The 19,166-nt window shown below is 62.3% G+C and carries 21 protein-coding genes; 15 read left to right on the forward strand and 6 right to left on the reverse strand.

Features of this window, described 5'->3' with window-relative positions:
* The first annotated feature begins 152 nt into the window (after window positions 1–152).
* The 8 genes from ACLGGT_RS11465 to ACLGGT_RS11500 all read left to right on the forward strand — a co-directional run bounded on the left by ACLGGT_RS11465 (window position 153) and on the right by ACLGGT_RS11500 (window position 9,420).
* Entirely contained in the window at window positions 153–725 is a 573-nt protein-coding gene (locus ACLGGT_RS11465) for a helix-turn-helix domain-containing protein (protein WP_008281900.1), read from the forward strand.
* Window positions 726–735: 10 nt separating this feature from the next.
* Window positions 736–1,356 carry a LysE family translocator gene (locus tag ACLGGT_RS11470; protein ID WP_437196167.1) on the forward strand — a complete coding sequence of 207 codons (621 nt, stop codon included), beginning with the start codon at window positions 736–738 and terminating at the stop codon, window positions 1,354–1,356.
* Window positions 1,356–1,727 carry a GFA family protein gene (locus tag ACLGGT_RS11475; RefSeq protein ID WP_437196169.1) on the forward strand — a complete coding sequence of 124 codons (372 nt, stop codon included), beginning with the start codon at window positions 1,356–1,358 and terminating at the stop codon, window positions 1,725–1,727. Before ACLGGT_RS11470 ends, ACLGGT_RS11475 begins: the two co-directional genes overlap by 1 nt.
* A gap of 11 nt (window positions 1,728–1,738) precedes the next feature.
* Window positions 1,739–4,183 carry a GcvT family protein gene (locus ACLGGT_RS11480; protein ID WP_437196171.1) on the forward strand — a complete coding sequence of 815 codons (2,445 nt, stop codon included), beginning with the start codon at window positions 1,739–1,741 and terminating at the stop codon, window positions 4,181–4,183.
* Window positions 4,180–5,250, forward strand: coding sequence for an alcohol dehydrogenase catalytic domain-containing protein (locus ACLGGT_RS11485; protein WP_437196172.1), 1,071 nt, complete (start codon window positions 4,180–4,182; stop codon window positions 5,248–5,250). The genes ACLGGT_RS11480 and ACLGGT_RS11485 overlap by 4 nt, the downstream gene beginning before the upstream one ends.
* Complete coding sequence (locus ACLGGT_RS11490) at window positions 5,247–6,143, forward strand: homocysteine S-methyltransferase family protein (RefSeq protein ID WP_437196173.1); 897 nt, start codon at window positions 5,247–5,249, stop codon at window positions 6,141–6,143. The genes ACLGGT_RS11485 and ACLGGT_RS11490 overlap by 4 nt, the downstream gene beginning before the upstream one ends.
* 87 nt (window positions 6,144–6,230) lie before the next feature.
* Entirely contained in the window at window positions 6,231–8,678 is a 2,448-nt protein-coding gene (locus ACLGGT_RS11495) for a GcvT family protein (protein ID WP_437196174.1), read from the forward strand.
* Between the two features lie 97 nt (window positions 8,679–8,775).
* The gene (locus ACLGGT_RS11500) at window positions 8,776–9,420 is read left to right on the forward strand and encodes a pseudouridine synthase (protein ID WP_437196175.1); all 645 of its coding nucleotides are present in this window, start codon (window positions 8,776–8,778) and stop codon (window positions 9,418–9,420) included.
* Window positions 9,421–9,516: 96 nt separating this feature from the next.
* Here the strand turns inward: ACLGGT_RS11500 and ACLGGT_RS11505 are convergent, their stop codons facing one another.
* Window positions 9,517–10,023, reverse strand: coding sequence for a PRC-barrel domain-containing protein (locus tag ACLGGT_RS11505; protein WP_008283212.1), 507 nt, complete (start codon window positions 10,021–10,023; stop codon window positions 9,517–9,519).
* Between the two features lie 228 nt (window positions 10,024–10,251).
* Between ACLGGT_RS11505 and ACLGGT_RS11510 the strand changes: the two genes are divergently transcribed.
* Window positions 10,252–10,437, forward strand: a complete 186-nt coding sequence (locus ACLGGT_RS11510; protein ID WP_008283213.1) for a PLDc N-terminal domain-containing protein — start codon at window positions 10,252–10,254, stop codon at window positions 10,435–10,437.
* Window positions 10,438–10,707: 270 nt separating this feature from the next.
* Complete coding sequence (locus tag ACLGGT_RS11515; protein ID WP_437196177.1) at window positions 10,708–12,285, forward strand: phospholipase D family protein; 1,578 nt, start codon at window positions 10,708–10,710, stop codon at window positions 12,283–12,285.
* On the opposite strand, the gene ACLGGT_RS11520 is transcribed toward ACLGGT_RS11515, so the two are convergent.
* Window positions 12,282–13,337 carry an AI-2E family transporter gene (locus ACLGGT_RS11520; RefSeq protein ID WP_037298994.1) on the reverse strand — a complete coding sequence of 352 codons (1,056 nt, stop codon included), beginning with the start codon at window positions 13,335–13,337 and terminating at the stop codon, window positions 12,282–12,284. The genes ACLGGT_RS11515 and ACLGGT_RS11520 overlap by 4 nt on opposite strands.
* A gap of 64 nt (window positions 13,338–13,401) precedes the next feature.
* Entirely contained in the window at window positions 13,402–14,133 is a 732-nt protein-coding gene (locus ACLGGT_RS11525; RefSeq protein ID WP_008283216.1) for a Crp/Fnr family transcriptional regulator, read from the reverse strand.
* Window positions 14,134–14,215: 82 nt separating this feature from the next.
* Between ACLGGT_RS11525 and ACLGGT_RS11530 the strand changes: the two genes are divergently transcribed.
* Window positions 14,216–14,611: a hypothetical protein gene (locus ACLGGT_RS11530; RefSeq protein ID WP_437196180.1), complete on the forward strand. Its 396-nt coding sequence runs from the start codon at window positions 14,216–14,218 to the stop codon at window positions 14,609–14,611.
* Window positions 14,612–14,616: 5 nt separating this feature from the next.
* Here the strand turns inward: ACLGGT_RS11530 and ACLGGT_RS11535 are convergent, their stop codons facing one another.
* Both ACLGGT_RS11535 and ACLGGT_RS11540 read right to left on the reverse strand, forming a co-directional pair.
* The gene (locus ACLGGT_RS11535; protein WP_437196181.1) at window positions 14,617–14,958 is read right to left on the reverse strand and encodes a phage holin family protein; all 342 of its coding nucleotides are present in this window, start codon (window positions 14,956–14,958) and stop codon (window positions 14,617–14,619) included.
* Between the two features lie 3 nt (window positions 14,959–14,961).
* Window positions 14,962–15,291, reverse strand: a complete 330-nt coding sequence (locus ACLGGT_RS11540; RefSeq protein WP_037273548.1) for a DUF883 family protein — start codon at window positions 15,289–15,291, stop codon at window positions 14,962–14,964.
* A gap of 171 nt (window positions 15,292–15,462) precedes the next feature.
* Here ACLGGT_RS11540 and ACLGGT_RS11545 point away from each other — a divergent pair, with 171 nt between their 5' ends.
* The gene (locus ACLGGT_RS11545; RefSeq protein WP_008283220.1) at window positions 15,463–15,633 is read left to right on the forward strand and encodes a DUF1328 domain-containing protein; all 171 of its coding nucleotides are present in this window, start codon (window positions 15,463–15,465) and stop codon (window positions 15,631–15,633) included.
* Between the two features lie 53 nt (window positions 15,634–15,686).
* On the opposite strand, the gene ACLGGT_RS11550 is transcribed toward ACLGGT_RS11545, so the two are convergent.
* Window positions 15,687–16,505 carry a response regulator gene (locus ACLGGT_RS11550; protein ID WP_008283221.1) on the reverse strand — a complete coding sequence of 273 codons (819 nt, stop codon included), beginning with the start codon at window positions 16,503–16,505 and terminating at the stop codon, window positions 15,687–15,689.
* A gap of 111 nt (window positions 16,506–16,616) precedes the next feature.
* Between ACLGGT_RS11550 and ACLGGT_RS11555 the strand changes: the two genes are divergently transcribed.
* The 3 genes from ACLGGT_RS11555 to ACLGGT_RS11565 are packed head-to-tail and all read left to right on the forward strand — an operon-like array spanning window position 16,617 to window position 19,104.
* Window positions 16,617–16,787, forward strand: a complete 171-nt coding sequence (locus tag ACLGGT_RS11555; protein WP_008283222.1) for a NepR family anti-sigma factor — start codon at window positions 16,617–16,619, stop codon at window positions 16,785–16,787.
* Between the two features lie 20 nt (window positions 16,788–16,807).
* Complete coding sequence (locus ACLGGT_RS11560; protein WP_037299000.1) at window positions 16,808–17,350, forward strand: RNA polymerase sigma factor; 543 nt, start codon at window positions 16,808–16,810, stop codon at window positions 17,348–17,350.
* Window positions 17,347–19,104, forward strand: a complete 1,758-nt coding sequence (locus tag ACLGGT_RS11565; RefSeq protein ID WP_422002542.1) for a sensor histidine kinase — start codon at window positions 17,347–17,349, stop codon at window positions 19,102–19,104. Before ACLGGT_RS11560 ends, ACLGGT_RS11565 begins: the two co-directional genes overlap by 4 nt.
* The last annotated feature ends 62 nt before the right edge of the window (window positions 19,105–19,166 follow it).

Raw genomic sequence — 19,166 nt, forward strand, 5'->3', positions numbered from 1 at the left:
ATAAACTGCCCCTCACACGCGTCGGATCGCCACCCCGCGGGTCGGCGATCGCGCGGCTGAAGGAAAGCCGATGCGCCCGTGAAATTTCATTTGATTTTTTCACGGAATCGGCGCAGCGTGAAAATTGAGCGGAAATTTTCACGAGACCCTCCATGCAGCAGACCGAGATCAACGCGATGCGCAGCCTTGGCGCGGACCTGCGCGCCCTGCGCAAGGCGCGCGGGCTGACGCTGGCGGCACTGGCCGAGATGCTGGGGCGGTCGGTTGGGTGGCTGTCTCAGGTCGAGCGCGATCTGTCGGAACCGTCGATCAGCGATCTGCGGCAGGTGGCTGAAGTGCTGGGCGTGCCGATGTCGTTGCTGTTCGGCCATGCGAGCGCGCCCGCCGAGGAACAGGGCTATGTGGTGCGCGCGGGCGCGCGACGGCCGATGGGATCGGGCGAGGAAGGGTTGATCGAGGAGTTGCTCTCGCCGGACCTGACCGATGATTTCGAGGTGATCCATTCGACATTCCGCCCCCGGTCCAAGATGCAGCGCCCGGCGCAGCGTCCGACGCAGGAGGTGGGGTATATCCTGTCGGGGCGGCTGGACCTGAGCATCGGCGCGCGGAAATTCACCGTTGGCCCCGGCGACAGTTTCCGGTTTCGCGGTGAGCCCTATGCCTGGGCCAATCCCTATGACATTCCGTGCGTGGCGATCTGGGTGATCGCCCCGCCGGTGTATTGAGGGCGCGCGCATGAGCTATCACGCCTGGACCGTCTTTGCGCTCTTCTGGGTGGTGTTTGTCACCACGCCGGGGCCGAATGCGGTCAATTGCATCACCAATGGGATGACGATCGGGTTTCGACGCAGCCTGTGGGGGGTGTTGGCGATCCTGACGCAGGCGACGCTGTTTTTGTGCCTGTCGGCGGCGGGGGTGACGGCGCTGATCGCGGCCTCGCCGGTGGCGTTTCAGGTGGCCAAGCTGATCGGGGCGGGGTTTTTGATTTACCTTGGCGTGCGCGGCTGGATCATGGCGCGGCGGCCTGTTGAGGCGGGGGAGGCCCCGAAAGGCTCGGTCTATTGGCGGGCCTTGGCGATTGCCACGATCAACCCCAAGAGTGTGGCGGGGTATCTCGCGGCATTTAGCCAATTCGTGCAGCCTGATGTGCCGATTGGCGCGCAGATGTGGGTGATTTTCCCCACCGCGCTGAGCCTGACGACGCTGAGTTATATGGGCTACACCGCGCTTGGGGCGGGGCTTGGCCGGGCGGCGCTGGGCGCTGTGTTCAATGTCTGGCTGCGGCGGGGCATGGCCGCCTGTTTCGTGATCTATGGCGTGGCCTTGGGCAGCGCCGCAACACCGGGGAGAGGATGATGCACAAGGGATCGTGTCTGTGTGGAGATGTGACATTTGTTGTGACCGCACCCCCGGAAGGGGCGAGTGCCTGTCATTGCGGGCAATGCCGCAAGCAATCGGGGCATGTCTGGGCCTCGGCCTATGTGGCGCGGGCGGAGTTGAGCATTTCCGGACCGGTGAGCTGGTATGCGGCGAGTGACATCGCCAAGCGCGGGTTTTGCCCCAAATGCGGCGCGTTCCTGTTCTGGGCCGCGCACGCGGAGGACACCATCAGTTTCGCGCTAGGGGCGCTGGAGGCGCCGACCGGGCTGCGGTTGGAGAAGCACATCTTTGTCAAGGACAAGGGTGATTATTACGACATCGCGGACGGCGTGCCGCAAACGGATTGAGGGAGAGGGACATGGCGGAGTTTCCGGGCACGGCACGGGTTGTGATCATCGGCGGGGGCGTGGTGGGCGCGTCTTGCCTCTATCATCTGGCCAAGGCGGGGTGGGCGGATTGTGTGCTGCTCGAAAAGAACGAATTGACCGCTGGCAGCACATGGCATGCGGCGGGCAATGTGCCGACGTTCTCGACAAGTTGGTCGGTGATGAACATGCAGCGCTATTCCACCGAGCTTTACGCGCGGCTGGGGGCCGAGGTGGAGTATCCGATGAATTATCACCAGACGGGGTCAATCCGTCTGGCGCATAGCCGCGAGCGGATGCAGGAATTTCAGCGCGCGCGGGGGATGGGCAAGTATCAGGGGATGAACCTTGATATTCTGGGCGTGGATGAGATCACGGCGCGCTATCCGTTTCTGGAAACGCATGATCTGCAAGGCGCGCTCTATGATCCCAATGACGGCGATATTGATCCCGCACAGGTGACGCAGGCGCTGGCCAAGGGCGCGCGCGACATGGGGGCGACGATCCTGCGGTTTACGCCCGCGACCGGGGTGCGGCGCGAAAACGGCGAGTGGATTGTTGCGACCGAGAAGGGCGAGATCCGGTGTGAGTATGTGGTCAACGCCGCCGGATATTATGCGCAGCGGGTTGGCGAATGGTTCAAGCCCTATGGCGGGCGCACCGTGCCGATGATGGTGATGAGCCATCAGTATCTATTGACCGATGAAATCCCGGAATTAGAGGCGTGGAGCCGGGAGCAGGGGCATAAATTGCCGCTCTTGCGAGATGTCGACAGTTCTTATTACCTGCGGCAGGAAAAGCACGGGCTGAACCTTGGGCCCTATGAGCGCAATTGCAAGGCGCATTGGGTCGATCCCTCTGATCCGATGCCGGAGGATTTCAGCTTTCAGCTTTACCCCGACGATCTGGAGCGGCTGGAGTGGTATATCGAGGATGCGATGGCGCGGGTGCCGTTGCTGGGACAGGCGGGGATTGCCAAGGTCATCAACGGGCCGATCCCCTATGCGCCCGATGGTCTGCCGCTGATTGGCCCGATGCCGGGGGTTCCGAATGCGTTCGAGGCCTGCGTCTTTACCTTTGGCATCGCGCAGGGCGGGGGGGCCGGCAAGGTGCTGGCGGAATGGGTGACGGAAGGCGCGACGGAATGGGATATGTGGGCCTGTGATCCGCGCCGCTACACTGATTACACCGACCCGGAATATTGTGTGGCCAAGGGGATGGAGGTGTATGGGCATGAATATGCGATGCATTTCCCGTGGCATCGCTGGCCTGCGGCACCGGATCGCAAGATGTCGCCGGTGCATGACAAGGTTAAGGCCTTGGGCGGCGTGATGGGCGTCTATAACGGCTGGGAGCGGGCCAATTGGTTTGCGCAACCGGGCGATGATACGTCAGAGGCGGCGACGCAGACCTGGGACCGCGCGGGGCCTTGGGAGGCGCGCATCCGTGAGGAATGCGAGGCGGTGCGTGATGCCTGCGGCGTGCTGGATCTGCCGGGGTTCACCCGGCTCTGGATCGAGGGCGCGGGGGCCGATGACTGGCTGCGGGGGTTTGTGACCGGCGGGTTGCCTAAGGTCGGGCGGATGAACCTTGTTTATGTGGCCGATAAGCGCGGTCGCATCGTGACAGAGTTTTCTTGCATCCGTCTGCAAGAGGATAGTTTCGTGCTGATCACGGCCTCGACCGCGCAATGGCATGACGGCGAATTGGTACGCCGCGCCTTGCCCGAGGGGCTGAGTCTGCGCGAGACCACGGCGGAGCGCGACGCGCTGCTCCTGGCGGGGCCCAAGAGCCGCGAGATATTGGCAGGGCTGAGCGATGCCGATCTGAGCCTGCCGTGGCTGAGCCATCAGCATGCGAGTGTTGCGGGGCAAAAGGCGTTTCTGGCGCGGGTCAGCTTTACCGGCGAGTTGGGCTGGGAAATCCATGCCGAAAACGCGGCGATCCCTGCGATCTATGACGCGTTGATTGGCGCAGGTGTGAAACCCTTTGGCATGTTCGCGCTGAATTCCTTGCGCATCGAGAAGGGCTATCGCGCGTGGAAAGGCGATCTGAGCACCGATTATTCGATGTTGGAAGGCGGGCTGGAGCGGTTCGTCAAATTCGACAAGCCGCAGGAGTTTACCGGCAAAGCAGCACTTTTGGCCGAGAAACAGGCGGGCGTGAAGAAGCGTTTTGTCACGCTGATCGTCGAGGCCAAGGCGGCGGATGCGCCCTATATGTCGACGCTCTGGCATGAGGGGCAGATCGTGGGCGAGACCACGAGCGGTGCCTGGGGCTACCGGGTGAATGCCAGCGTGGCCTTGGGCATGCTGCGCGCCGATCTGGCGGTGCCGGGGACCGAAATCGAGGTGGAGATTTACGGAGAACGCTGCCGCGCGGTGGTGCAGCCCGATGCGCCGCTCTGGGACCCTGAGAATGAACGGTTGCGGGCATGACCCTGCCCGCGACCATGCGCGGTGTGATCCTCACCCGTCATGGAGGACCCGAGGCATTGGAATGGCGCGAGGATATCCCGCTGCCACGGCCCGGCCCCGGTGAGGTTTTGGTGCGGGTGCGGGCGGCGGGCGTCAACAACACCGATATCAACACCCGTGAGGGGTGGTATGCGGCAGAGGTGACAGGGGCCACGGGCGAAACGGCGGATGGTGTGGCGCGTGGCGGCTGGGCGGGCGCGCTGGGGTTTCCGCGCATCCAAGGGGGTGACCTGTGCGGCGTTGTGGTGGCGCGGGGGCCGGGGGTTGAGACCCCGGCGCTGGGCGCGCGTGTGACCTGCCCCATCAACATCCCGCGCCCGACCGAGGAAAATCCGGTGGGTTTTGTTGCGCTCGGGTCCGAGATTGACGGGGCCTTTGCCGAATATTGCCTGATGGCGGCGGCTGATCTTTATGACGTGAGCGATGTGCCGCTTTCGGATATCGAGATTGCGGCCTTGCCCTGTGGGTTTGGCACGGCGCTGGGCCTCTTGGAGCGGGCGGGTGTGGGGCCGGGTCAAGAGGTGCTGATCACCGGGGCCTCGGGCAATGTCGGCCTTGCGGCGGTGCAGCTTGCGGCGGCGATGGGCGCGCGCGTCACCGGCATCGCCGCCCCTGCCAAGGCGGCGATAGTGCGCGCTGACGGTGCAGCGGCGGTGATCGCACGCGACGCGCCGTTGCCGCAGAACCATTTTCACGCGGTGATTGACCTAGTGGGAGGGGCGGGGGTTGTCGCGCTGATTGATGCGCTCCGTCCCGGCGGGCATTATGCCGTGGCTGGGGCGATTGCCGGGCCAATGATCACGGTTGATCTGCGACGGATTTACCTGCGTGATATCACGCTGCATGGCTGCACCTATCAGGCACCGCAGGTCTTTGCCCGGCTGATCGAGATGGCGCGCGCGCGGCGCGTGCGCCCCCGGATCGCCGCCACCTACCCGTTGCGCGACATCGCCCGTGCGCAGGCGGATTTTCAGGCCAAGACCCATGCTGGGAAATTGGTACTTTTACCCCCGGAGGACAAAAAATGACCGAAATCACGCTGCTCGATGGCTCTATCGGGCAGGAATTGGTGAAACGCTCGGGTGACCGGGCGACGCCGCTCTGGTCGACGCAGGTGATGATCGACCATCCCGGGATCGTGCGCCTGGTGCATGACGATTATTTCGCGGTGGGGGCCACGGTGGCCTCGACCAATACTTATGCGGTTCTGCGGGATCGTTTGGCGCGCGTGGGATTGCAGGATGAGGTGGCGCGGCTCACGGATGTTGCGGTGGGGGCGGCAGTGGCTGCACGCGATGCGCATGGGGCGGGCCGGGTGGCGGGGGCCATCGGGCCGCTGGTGCAATCCTATCGGCCCGATCTCTGCCCACCTGCGTCCGAAGCGGCGGCGCTTTATGCCGAGAATGTTGCGCTGCTCAAGGATCGGGTGGACCTGATCCTGCTGGAAACCATGTCCTCGGTCGATCAGGCGCGGGGCGGGTTGATGGCGGCGGGGCTGAGTGGTTTGCCGGTCTGGCTGGGGGTGACGGTCATGGATGATGACGGCACGCGGCTGCGCTCGGGCGAGGCGTTGGGGGATCTGGCGGCGCTGGTGGCCGAGTTTGGCCCCGAGGCGGTGTTGATCAACTGCACGCGGCCTGAATCGGTGGCGGCGGGGTTGGAGATCGTGAAGGTGTTTGGCCTGCCCTTTGGGGCCTATGCCAATGGGTTCACCTGTATCAGCGCGGGCTTTCTTGGGGCGGCACCTACGGTCGATGCGCTGGAGCAGCGGCATGATCTGACCCCGGCTGCCTATGCCGAGTTTGCCATGGGGTGGGTGGATCAAGGGGCCAGTATCGTGGGCGGCTGTTGCGAAGTGGGGCCTGCGCATATCGAGGAACTGGCGCTGCGGTTGCGGGCGGCTGGGCATGACATCGTCTGAGGCGTTCATCTGGCCGAAAATACCTCGGGGGTGTGGGGGCAGCGCCCCCACCCTCGTTTCTTTCATCATCGTTTCATGGGGTTATGAATGACCGATCTTCCAACTCAGGCCCGTGTGGTCATCATCGGCGGCGGCGTCGTGGGCTGTTCTGTGGCCTATCATCTGACCAAGCTGGGCTGGCGCGATGTGGTTCTTTTGGAGCGTAAGCAGCTCACGTCGGGGACCACTTGGCATGCGGCGGGGCTGATCGGGCAGTTGCGCGCGACGGCCAATATGACGCGGCTCGCGCGCTATTCGGCAGAGCTTTACACCGGGCTTGAGGCCGAGACGGGCGTTGCCACCGGGTTCCGGCAGGTGGGATCGGTGTCGGTCGCGCTGACGGGCGAGCGGCTGGAGGAACTCAAGCGCAATGCCGCGATGGCGCGGGCCTTTGGCGTGCCGGTCGAGGAAATGAGCCCGGCCGAGATCTACGCGCGCTATCCGCATCTCAACCTTGACGGGGTCACGGGCGGTGTCTGGCTGCCCACCGATGGGCAGGCGGACCCGGCCAATATCGCGCTGGCGCTGGCCAAAGGCGCGCGCAACCGGGGCGCACGGGTGCAGGAGCGCGTGAAGGTCACGCGGATTGCCCGTGCGGGCCGCCGGGTGACAGGCGTGGATTGGCAGGGCGAGGATGGCAGTGCCGGCCATATCGCCTGTGAGATGATCGTCAATTGCGCGGGCATGTGGGGGCATGAGGTGGGCCGGATGGCGGGCACCAATGTGCCGCTGCATGCCTGCGAGCATTTCTACATCGTGTCCGAGCCGATTGCGGGCCTTCGCCAATTGCCGGTGCTGCGGGTGCCGGATGAATGCGCCTATTACAAGGAAGATGCGGGCAAGATCATGCTGGGCGCGTTCGAGCCCGTCTCGAAACCCTGGGGGATGAAGGGCATCCCGGAGAGTTTTGAGTTTGACCAGCTGCCCGAGGATTTCGACCATTTCGAGCCGATTTTGGAGGCGGCGGTGAACCGGATGCCGATGCTGGCCGAGGCGGGAATTCACACGTTCTTTAACGGTCCGGAAAGTTTTACCCCTGATGATGCCTATCATCTGGGGCTTTGCCCCGAAATGGACAATGTCTGGGTGGCGGCCGGGTTCAACTCGATCGGTATTCAGTCGGCCGGGGGGGCGGGGCATGCGCTGTCGCTCTGGATGGATGCGGGGGAGCGACCGTTTGATCTGGGCGATGTGGATGTGGCACGGATGCAGCCCTTTCAGGGCAATAAGACGTATCTTTTCGAGCGCTCCAAAGAGACGCTGGGCCTGCTTTATGCCGATCACTACCCCTACCGGCAAAAGGCCACGGCGCGCGGTGTGCGGCGCACGCCGTTTCATGCGCAACTCTTGGCCCAAGGTGCTGTCATGGGCGAATTGGCAGGCTGGGAGCGGGCCAATTGGTATGCCGAGGCCGGGCAGGAGCGGGAGTATCGCTATAGCTGGAAGCGGCAGAATTGGTTTGAGAACACGGCAGCCGAGGTGCGCGCCCTTCGCGAGGCTGTCGGTCTCTATGATATGTCGAGTTTTGGCAAGCTGCGGGTTGAGGGAGCCGGTGCCGAAGCCTTTCTCAACCATGTCTGCGGGGCGGATATGTCTGTGGCCCCGGGGCGGATTGTCTATACGCAGTTCCTGAATGCCAAGGGCGGCATCGAGGCGGATGTGACGGTGACGCGGCTGAGCGAGACGGCCTATTTGGTGGTGACACCGGCCGCAACGCGGCTGGCGGATGAAACATGGCTGCGGCGGCATGTCGGGGCTCACCCGGTGGTGATCACCGATGTAACGGCGGGCGAGGGCGTGTTGGCGGTGATGGGGCCGAAGGCGCGCGATCTTTTGCGCGCGGTCTCGCCTGATGATTTCTCGAACGACGCGCATCCCTTTGGGCAGGCGCGGCAGATCGAGATTGGCATGGGTGTCGCGCGGGCGCACCGCGTCTCTTATGTGGGAGAGTTGGGTTGGGAGATCTATGTAAGTGCCGATATGTGCGGCCATGTGTTCGAGGTGCTGCACGCGGCGGGCGCGGATCATGGCCTGCGCCTGTGCGGGATGCACGCGATGGACAGTTGCCGGATCGAAAAGGCATTTCGGCATTTCGGCCATGATATCACCTGCGAGGATCATGTGCTGGAGGCCGGGCTTGGCTTTGCCGTGGCGACAGGAAAGGCCGATTTCATCGGGCGCGAGGCGGTGCTGGCCAAGCGCGCGGTGGGGTTGGAGCGGCGCTTGGTTCAGTTTCGCCTGACGGACCCTGAGCCGATGCTCTATCACAATGAGCCCTTGCTGCGGGATGGCGAGATCGTGGGCTATCTGAGTTCGGGGGCTTACGGCCATCATCTGGGGGGCGCGATGGGCCTTGGCTATGTGCCCTGCGCGGGCGAGAGCGCGGAGCAGGTTTTGGCCTCGAGCTATGAGGTCGATGTGGCCGGGGTGCGGGTAAAGGCAGAGGCGTCACTGAAACCGATGTATGATCCCAAATCCGAGCGCGTGAAGGCGTGAGCAGGGTGGGGGGCCAGCCCCCCACGCCCCCCGAGGTATTTCGGGCCAGATGAATGTGGGAGTGGTCATGGCGGGGCGGGTCGTGTAAGGCGCGGCCATGAGTGACTATGATCCGCCAACCGATCCGCTCGAGGTGCTGCATGACGATCATGAGATCGTCGTGGTGAACAAGCCTGCGGGCCTTTTGAGTGTGCCGGGCAAGGGCGAGCATCTGGCCGATTGCCTGATGGCGCGGGTGCGCGATGTGTTTCCCACCGCGCTGTTGGTGCATCGGTTGGACCGCGATACATCGGGCGTGATGATTTTTGCGCTGACGCCGCATGCGCAGCGGCACCTGGGGCTGCAATTCGAAAAGCGGCAGACGCGCAAGACCTATGTGGCGCGGGTCTGGGGGCGGCTGGAGCCGGAGGTGGGCGTGGTTGATCTGCCCTTGATCGTGGATTGGCCCAACCGCCCGCTGCAGAAGGTGTGCCATGAGACCGGGCGCGCGGCGCTGACGGAATGGCGGGTGCTGCGCGCGAGCGAGGAAGAAAGCCGGGTGCGGCTGAGCCCCAAGACCGGGCGCAGCCATCAGTTGCGGGTGCATATGCTGGCGCTGGGCCATGTGATTTTGGGTGACCCTCTTTATGCGAGCGGCGCGGCGCGGGAGCATCCGCGCCTGATGCTGCATTCCGAGGAATTGCGTCTGCGCCATCCGGATGGCGGTGCCGGCGTCAAGTTTCGGGCGGCGGTGCCGTTTTGAGGCCAATGTGGGTCACGGTTTAGCAAAGCCGCCGCGTCAAGAAAAAGGGCCGGGCAAAGATGCCCGGCCCGACCAAGAGAGGATGTGGCGAGGGGGTTAGCCTTGCCATTCTTGCATGGTCTCGAAGTCCTCGACCGTGAGGCTGGTGGTGGCCTGGATCGAAGACGTCACGCTGTCCGCGTCATGGGTCAGGGTGATGTCGTCAAAGTCTACGGCGACCGGCTTTTCGCCCAGCCCGAGAAAGCCGCCAACATCGACGATGACATGCTCGACCTGACCATCATCGGTCACGACAATGTCCGAGATTTCGCCGACATGCTCGTCTGCGCTGTCATAGAGCGCCACGCCTTGCAGATCCTCGGCGGTGAGGGCCGCGCGTTCCTCGCCGGACAGTTCCGGCATGGTTGCGGCGTCGGCATTGGTGGTTGTGTCTGACGTGGCGCCAGTTTTGGCCTCTGGGGTCGAGTTGGCCCCCGATTGGCCGGTGGTCATGTCAGAGGATTCGGTCGCGCTTGGGGCGGTCTGATCGGTGGTGTCCGACTGCGCCAGAACCGGCATTGCGCTGAGTGCGACGATTGCGGTGGTTGCGAGAATGCGTTTCATGGAGGAACTCCTTTGTCCTGCTGTGATGAGAGGCCGCAGAGAAGCGGCGCCCTGTCAATCCAACCGTCAGAGGCGCAGAAGGTTTCAAAAATCGGTCAAAATATACTTGTGATCCTGAGGGAACTTTGAGGGCTTTTGTGCGTTTCTCGGGGACGTGCCCCCGCCTGTTGCGGGCTGGCCTTTGCGGGTTCCAGATGTGGCGCGCCCTGCAAGATTGGAGTTTTGAACATGCTTGAGATTACCGGCATTGGCGGGATCATTCTGTTGATCCTCGATATTTGGGCTATCATTTCGGTTGTTGGGTCGGGGGCGACGACAGGCAAGAAGGTGCTTTGGGTTGTGTTGATCCTGTTGCTGCCGCTCTTGGGCTTTATTCTGTGGTTGTTGTTCGGGCCGCGGTCTGGGCGGGTGTGACGCCGTCTTTGTGCCAAGGCCGAGGGCCGCTTGTCTTTGGTGTCGCCGAATTTTTCAGGGAACCGAACGGGGGGAGGCGCGTTACAAGAGCATGGTCAGCGTGAAGCGCTGACTGTCCGGAGCCTGACTGTCATCCCCCAGATGCAAGCCAAGCTCTGCTGCACCCGGCCCGTGTCCCTAGGGTGCTTGCCCCCGCCTGTCCCGGCGGGGGCATTTACGACAGATCGTCCGGGAAACCGGCCTTTGATTCAACCTCTGATCGGCAGGACCATGACCCAGAGCAGGCCCGCGCAGGGTGATACAGCGGCAGATGCGATTACAGACCTCAAGCTTCTGATTACCGCAGAAGAGGCGTATCCGGCTTTGGAGCGTGCTTTTTTGGAGGCGCAGACAGAGATTTCGGCCTGTTTTCGGGTGTTTGATTTGCGGACGCGGCTGCGCTCGGACGAGGCGCGCGCGATTGGCGCGACGTGGTTTGATCTGGTTGTTCACACGCTTGATCGTGGGGTGTCGATCCGTCTGCTGGTATCCGATTTCGATCCGATCGCGGCGGTGCATCTGCATCGGTTGGCGTCGCAAACACTGCGCCAGATCGCGGCGGTACGTGAAATGGCGCAGCCAGAGGCGCGGCTCGACTTTACCGTGGCATTGCATGAGGCCAAGAGCGGGATATTCCCCCGCGTGCTGTTCTATCCGCTGGTGCGGATGAAAATCCGCGAGATGGTGGACCGCTGGTGCCACATGACCAAGCCGGAACGCGAGCGGTTCCGGGTTGAGACGCCGCGCTTGCGCAGCCTTTGCCGGGTGGATGACCGGGATCAACTGTGTTTTCCGGCGCGGTTGATGGACCTGCATCCGGCGACACATCATCAGAAGCTGGCGGTGTTCGACCGCCGTCTGGTTTATATCGGGGGTCTCGATCTTAATGAGCGGCGGTATGATACCAAGCAACATCGCCAAGAGCCGAACCAGACCTGGCATGATGTGCAGGTTCTGGCGACGGGCCCGGTTGCCAAGGCAGCACAGGCACATCTGGAGGGGTTTCTGGCGGCGGTTGCGCGTAAATCCGCGCCGCCGCCCTCTGTGCCGGGATTTTTGCGCACGCTGTCGCGTCGCCGGTTGAGCGCGCCGATGCGGTTGTCACCGCATACGGTGCTGCGCGAGATCGAGAGCGCGCATTTGGCGGCCATCGCCAAGGCGGAGCGGCTGATTTATCTGGAAACGCAGTATTTTCGGTATGTGCCGCTGGCGCGGGCCTTGGCGCGGCGGGCGCGGCAATGCCCGGAGCTGCGCCTGATCCTTGTGCTGCCGGCGGCCCCCGAGGAGGTGGCGTTTTCGAGTGATCCGGGGCTGGATGGGCGGTTTGGCGAGCATCAGCAGGCGCGCGCGCTGGCCTATCTCAAGGCGGCGTTCGGGCCGGAGCGTTTGGTGATCGCGTCGCCGGTGCAGCCGCGCGCCAGCGACAGCGCCGCGCGGGATGCGCTGGAGGGCGCGCCCCTGATTTATGTGCATTCCAAGGTTTCGATCTTTGATGAGGCGGAGGCGATTGTGTCTTCGGCCAATCTCAATGGGCGCAGCATGAGATGGGACACCGAAGCGGGGCTGCATGTGACCCGGCGCGATCAGGTGGCCGAGATTCGGGCAAAGGTCATGGGCTGTTGGTTGCCAAAAGAGGCGGATTCCTCGTTTCTGGATCTCGAAACGGCCTTTGGCGCGTGGCAGGGCATGGTTGGCAGCAATAGCGTGTTGCCGCCCCGGCATCGTGAGGGATTTCTGGTGGATTACGATTCCGATGTTGCCAAGGCGATTGCCATGCCCCTGCCGGGCATGCCCGAAGAGGTGGTTTAAGGCCCGCTCTTGTCTGGTTCCCCGTCGACTGCGAAGATGTCGAGCAGGGCCAGGGCGATAACCAGAACCGGAATGGCGATGATGCCGCCGATGGGCCCCCATAGCCAGAGCCAGAACACCAGCGACACGAAGATCAGGAGCGGGTTTACAGAAATGTGGCGTCCGACAAGGGCGGGCGTTGCAAACTGGGCCTCAAGCATGTTGAGCGCGAGAAAGATCGCCGGGGGGGCCAGAACCATCAGATCGTCAAAGGCCACGATGCCTGCCACGAGCAGCCCCGCAGTTACGGTCATTGGCCCGACGTAGAGCACGAAGTTAAGCAAGGCCGCGACCATGGCCCAGACGAAAGGCCCCGGCAGGTTGATCAACAAGAGTGCCCCGCCCAAGGCCGCGCCAAGGCCGGCGTTTATGCTGGAAATTGCAAGGAAATAGCGGGCCACCAGCCGTTCGGCATTGGTAAAGCGGCGTAGAATATCGGCGGTATCGTCCGGGGTGCCGATCCAGAGCGACAGCCATGCGTACATGCCCTTGCGGGTCAGCAAAAAGAAGAAAAGCGTACCGCAAAAGACCAGCGCCTGCGCCAGAACCAGAGGGGCCATGAAGAGCGCACTTGTGATGCTTGGGAGGCTGCCGCCTTCTCCGGCGTCCTTTGCGGGGGTTGGAGCGGCACCAAGTGCGGCTTCGACCTCTCGGTTGATTTCTTGCAGACCGCGAATGAGGTTGCTGAATTCCGCGATGATCGAGCGGAGTTCGTATTGGATGCGCGGCAATTCTTCGGCGATCTGCCAGATCACGGGTTCGGCCAGTATGGCCAAGATGCCAATGGCCGAGACCCCGAGGATCAGCACGGTTGAGGCGGCGAGACCTGTGGAAAATCCGATCCTTTCGAAGACATCCGTGACAGGGGCGAGCATGACCCCGGTGACGATGGCCAAGGTCATCGGTGCGAAAATATCCCCGCCGATCTTGAGGGCGGCAAAGCTGAGGATGAGGGCGATCACGATCACCGCCATGCGAAGAGTCGGATCATCGTTGACGAATAATCTGTGCATGACGATGAGAACGCATGAGCGTGCGATTGGTTCCGTGGCGCAGGAAAATGAACCTGTGACGGTTTTAGATCAGCGGGCGGGTCATCGGGGTGCGGTCACGGTCAAGTTGGGCAATATCACAAAGACGGTCACGATCATGCAGCGTCAGTCGACCGTTCTGCCATGTGGCGGCCCCCTGTTCGCGCAGGCGTTTGAGCATCTTGTTGACATGCACCACCGAGAGGCCAAGCGCGTCGGCGAGATCCTGTTGCCGGTAGGGCAGGGGCATGTCTGCGCCACGGGTCAGGCCAATCGCCGCGCCGCGATCAAAAAGGCGCACAAAGGCGCGCGCGATGCGCTCGATCCCGCTCATATGACCGAGGATCGCAAGGCTCTCGCCTAGAAGGTGTTCTTCGACGGCAGCGATCCAGGTCAGGTCATAGGCGCGGTCGGGATGGTCGCGAAACAAGGCCCAAAGGCGTTTGCGGTCAAAGACGCAGAGTTTCATATCTGTTGTCGCCTCGACGGAATGTTGCATTTCCTGCATCACCCCCGCCTGTAGCCCGATGAAATCGCCGGGCATCACAAAGTTGATGACCTGTCGTTCGCCCGAGAGCAGGGTCTTGTAACGCAGGCCCATGCCGCGCAGGGCGGTGTAGAGTTGCGGGCTGTTGGAGGCCTCCATCATCAGGGTGGCGCCGCCTTCAACCTCAAGCTCGCCGGTTTTGAAGCTTTGCATGAAGGCCACCTCTGCGTCCGTCATTGGCGCAAAGATGGCGCGGCTGCGCAGCGGGCAATTCTGACAATCTGTAACCATGGGAAAACTCCGTCGAGATGTCATAGTTTAATGCAGAAGGTCGGAATATGTTCCAGAATGAGGGATGTTTGGACCTGATACGATGAAAGAGCCCCTTATGCCCTATGATGAGACGACGCCGCCGGAGCCGCCGGTTTATATCGTCATGGACAGCAACATATTGATTGCAGAGGATCTTTGCGGGTCGCTGCAGGCGGCGGGCCCCTGTCGTGTTCTCAATGTGCCGCACCCGGATGAGTTGATTCGCGTGCTGGACGGAGAGGCGCGGATTTCGGCGGCGTTTCTGGAAATGCGCTATGATCAGGTGCTGGAGGCGGAGCTGGACCGCGCGCTCGCCCTGCGGGGCGCGCGGATCGTGCTGACCATGGGCGAAGACGACGAGATCAAGGTTGTCAAGCAAGGCTGGGCCATGCTTGTGCGCCCGTTTACCGATGACATGGTGCGCGGTGTGTTGCAGCCCTTGGTCAAGGGTGTGTGACGCGCCTAGGAGCGTGGGGCGCGCGCGGCGCGACCGGCGTTCAAACCCACGGCAAAGGCCTCGGCGACCTGGAGCAGCGGTTCTTTGGGGGTGGCGGGCTGTGGGGCGGTCTCTGGGCCGGTGGACTGACCGCCAAAGGCCAGAAAGCAGATGCCAAGGAGCAGATAGAGAGCCCCGATCACGGCATGGGCGACAAGCGCGCTCTCATAGGTGGCGATCAGAATCCAGAGCGCCACGGTCAGAAAGGCCAAGCCCGCCATGCCAAAAATCACGCCAGCGACGGTAAAGGCCGCCGCGCGCGCCGCATGGCGCGCCCGACGGCGGAAGTGAGAGACAAGGCCGCTCATCGGTTATTTCCGGCCTGTGAGGAACCCGAGCAAAAAGCCCACCCCGACCGCAAGGCCAACCGCGGCTGCGGGTTGGTTGCGCACGGCGTCGGCTGCCTGTTGGCCCATGTCTTCGGCGCGGTGCTGTGCTGCGTGCAGCTGTTCGGAACTGGCGTCGCGCAGCTGTGAGACCTTGCGGCGTGCGCCATCCACCGCCGCATCGCGGGTGGTGCCGCCAAGGCCTGCGAGGGTTTTGGAAATGGCCGAAATATCCTCTCTCAAGGTCGAAATCTGCTGGGAGAGGTGATCCATCTCGTCTTGCGGCGATGTGTCGGCGGATTTTGCCTGTGCCATTGGGGCGTCCTTTCATGTTGTTACGATGGGTCAACGCGGAGGGGCGCGCGAGGTTCCGGTAATTCTGGAAAAAAGCGGTTTCTGAGGGAAAAGACGGGGCGGCGGGAACCAAACAGGGCTGTGACCGTTGGGTTAGCAATCGAAACCATGTTGCTTTGAAAGGAGATTCCAATGCTGTATTGGGCGCTTGTCTTTTTGGTGGTCGCGCTGATCGCCGGTGTTTTGGGGTTTGGTGGCGTTGCCTCGGCTTCGGCGGGGATTGCGCAGATCCTGTTTGTGGTCTTTCTTGTGTTGTTTGTCGTGGCGATGATCGCACGGGCCTTGCGTGGCCGCGCGCCGTGAGTGAGACGGCATAAGACCCCGCGCCCATTGCGCGGGGTCTTTTTCTGGTCAGCTCAGCCCTGAAGGGTTTCGGTGCTGGCAAAGAACATGGCTTGGCTCACGGCGGATTGCACCTGTTCCTCGCTATAGGGTTTGGTGATCAGAAAGGCCGGTTCTGGCCGTTCGCCGGTCAAGAGCCGTTCGGGGAAGGCGGTGATGAAGACGATGGGCCGCTCTCCCAGTTCGTTGAGGATGTGATTGACCGCGTCGATGCCAGAGGATTTATCGGCCAGTTGGATATCGGCGAGGATCATATCGGGCGGGTCTCGACGGGCGAGTTTCACGGCCTCATCGCGGGTGCGGGCAATGCCGGTGACGTCATGGCCCATATCTTCGACAATGGCGCGGATATCCATGGCGATGATCGCCTCATCCTCGATGATCATGATCCGCCCGCTGATCGCATTGGTCATTTCGGTGCGGGCGATGCTCAAAAGCGTGCTGACCTCGTCTGCGGTGCCGCCGATGATCTGGGCGATATCGGAGACGCGAAACCCCTCGATGCTGTGCAGCAACAGCGCCTCGCGGGTGTTCGGGGTGAGGGTGGACAGCCGCCATTGCGCGCGTGCCTCGGGGGAAGAGGCGCTGTCAGCCTCGGCGATGGGGGCACCGGAGGACATCCATATCTTATGAAAGGCATGGAAGAGCGCAGGTTTCGGCGCAAGACCGGCATTGAAGACAGTGCGATCCTCGAGCAGGGCCTCGAGCGTGGCGAGCGCGTAATGATCGCCCGTCTGCTGATTGCCGGTCAGGGCGCGCGCATAGCGGCGCAGATAGGGGAGGTGTTCGGCGATCTGAGTGCTCAGGTCTGGCTGGCGCGGTGTGTCCGTCATGTCTGTCCTCAAAAATGTATCCTTTGAGGGAACCAAACGCCGAGCTGCGTGTTATGTTCCCGACCGGGTGCAGAAAAGTGCCGTTCTCTTAGTGGCAGATGAATAGGCGAAATGGAAAAGAATCGCAGGACCAAGAAATTGACGCAAACGATCGACGAGAATCTCCGGCGTGCCTATGCGGACACGGCCAAGGAGCCCGTACCGGACCGCTTTATCAAGCTGCTGGAGCAGTTGCGCGAGCAGTCGGGCGAGAAGCAAAAGCCGTCTGGTGATGACTCGTGATGGATTCTCGGACGCCCCAAATGGACCCGCGCGACGAATTGATCGGGCATTTGCCTGCGATGCGCGCCTTTGCGTTGAACCTGACGCGCAATTCCGCGACGGCGGATGATCTTGTGCAGGATGCGGTGGTCAAGGCGTGGGGCAATTTTGACAAGTTCAAGCCCGGCACCAATCTGCGCGCGTGGTTGTTCACCATTCTGCGCAACACCTATTATTCCCTGTATCGCAAGCGTCGCCGCGAGGTTGAAGACCCCGATGGCAAGATGGCTGGGCAATTGTCGGAAAAGCCCGCGCATGACGGGCATCTGGCGATGACGGATTTCCACGCGGCCTTTGCGCAATTGACCGATGAGCAGCGCGAGGTTCTGGTTCTGGTGGGCGCAGAAGGGTTTTCCTATGAGGAGGCCGCCGAAATGTGCGGCTGTGCGGTAGGCACGATCAAGAGCCGCACCAACCGCGCGCGCAAACGGCTGGCGGAGTTGATGCATCTGGACGATGAGGATGAGTTGGCGATGACCGATGCCGCGACGATGGCCGTCGTAACCGGAACCTCAGTTGCATGAGGTTGCGTCTGGCCGCGCTGAGCGGGCTCTGGACGCCTAATCTGGCGCTGCAATTGGGCATTGGGTTGAGCCTTGCCATTCTGCCGCTTGGTTTTGTGTCGGTCTATCAGACCTATAAGGTTCTGGAAGAACGGCAGGCCCTGTCGGAAACCGCGCTTTTGGAGCAGACCCAGCAGGCCGTGTCAGAGAGCCGCGACATCATCCAATCCGCGCTGAGCACAGCCGAGACGCTGGCGATCACGGTATCGGTCTTTGATACCGCTGAGGCGACCTGCGATGCGGTGATGGCGCGGGTTGTGGAAGAGAGCCCGATCTATAGTTTTGCGGGGTTTGTCGATGACGCGCTGTCGCTGGTCTGTGCATCGAACGGCGGGCGGCAGGACCTGAGCAATCTTGCGTCCATCCGCTCTGAGCTTACGGGGCGGCGGACCGAGATTTTGATGCATCCGCTGGAGTTCATTGGGGGGATTGCCACGGTTAGCGTGGCGGTTCCGGTGTTCGCGGCGGGGCAATTTCGGGGAACGGTCTGGATCGCGGTGCCGATCAGCGCCTTGAATGACCAACTGTCGACGGTGGTGCCCGATGTTGATCTGGTGCTGTTTCAATCCGAGGGCGAGATTGTCGCCACGGCGGAGTTTTCGGATTTTCGGCGCTCGGTTTTGCCGGCCTCGCATGGGTTGCAGGATCTGGCCGATACCGGGCGGCAGACGTTTCGCGATGTGAATCAGGATGGCAATACCCGCGATTTTGCGGTGGTGCCGATTGTGGGCGACCGGGTATTGGCGCTGGGCAGTTGGGAGCCGCGACACAGGAGCGGATTGCTGCCGGGGTATGAGGGCACCTTTGCGCTTTATCTGCCGCTGGCGATGTGGGTGATCACGATCATCGTGGCCTATATCGGGGTCAATCATCTGGTGATCCGGCATGTGCGCCGTCTGCGATCCTGGATGCGGCTATACGCGGCGGGGCGTGGCGATCTGGACAAGGCCCGGCTGGACAATGCGCCCGAAGAGTTGGAGGTGGTGGCCGAGGCATTTCGGGCGATGACGCGGCGGCTGTCAGAGCAGGAGCGGCGGCTGGAAGAAGACCTGAACGAGAAGACCGTGCTATTGCGCGAGGTGCATCACCGGGTCAAAAACAATCTTCAGCTTATCTCAAGCATGCTCAACATGCAGATCCGCGCGACGGGCAGTCTTGAGGCCAAGCATCTTTTGCGGCGGGTGCAGGATCGGGTGATGGCGCTGTCGGCGATCCACCGATACCTTTATCTGGCGCGCAAGCTGTCGCTGGTGCGGGCCGACAAGCTGCTTGAAGATATCATTCAGCAATTGGTTATCGTCGGAACCTTGGACGATAGGGGGCGGCAGATCGCGGTGACAACCGCGCTGGAGCCTGTGGAAATCAGCCCGGATCAATCGGTGCCCCTGTCTCTTTTGACGACAGAAGCCGCGATTAATGCCGTGAAATATTGCGGCATGACCAGTGGCACCGATGCCTGGATCAACATCGCGTTGAAAGCGGTGTCGGAGGATCGTTTTTGCCTGAGCGTTGTGAATTCGCGCGCGCCAGATGGGCAGGCTGCGGAGGAGGCTGAGGTCACGCCGATTGATGGGTCGGGGCTGGGATCGAAGCTGATTGAATCCTTTGTGGCCCAGTTGAACGGCACGCTTGAGATTTCGCCGCAGCCGGACCGGTATGAGCTGCATGTTGTCTTTCCGATGACATGGCCCACCCAAGACGAGGACGACGCCTGAGTTTGCCGGAAACATGCGGAGCGGAGGGAACCGAATAGGCCGTGCTGCGTTGTCATTGCACA

Origin of the sequence: Roseovarius sp. MS2 (genome assembly GCF_051447875.1) — a bacterium.
GTDB classification, from domain to species: Bacteria; Pseudomonadota; Alphaproteobacteria; order Rhodobacterales; family Rhodobacteraceae; genus Roseovarius; species Roseovarius mucosus_A.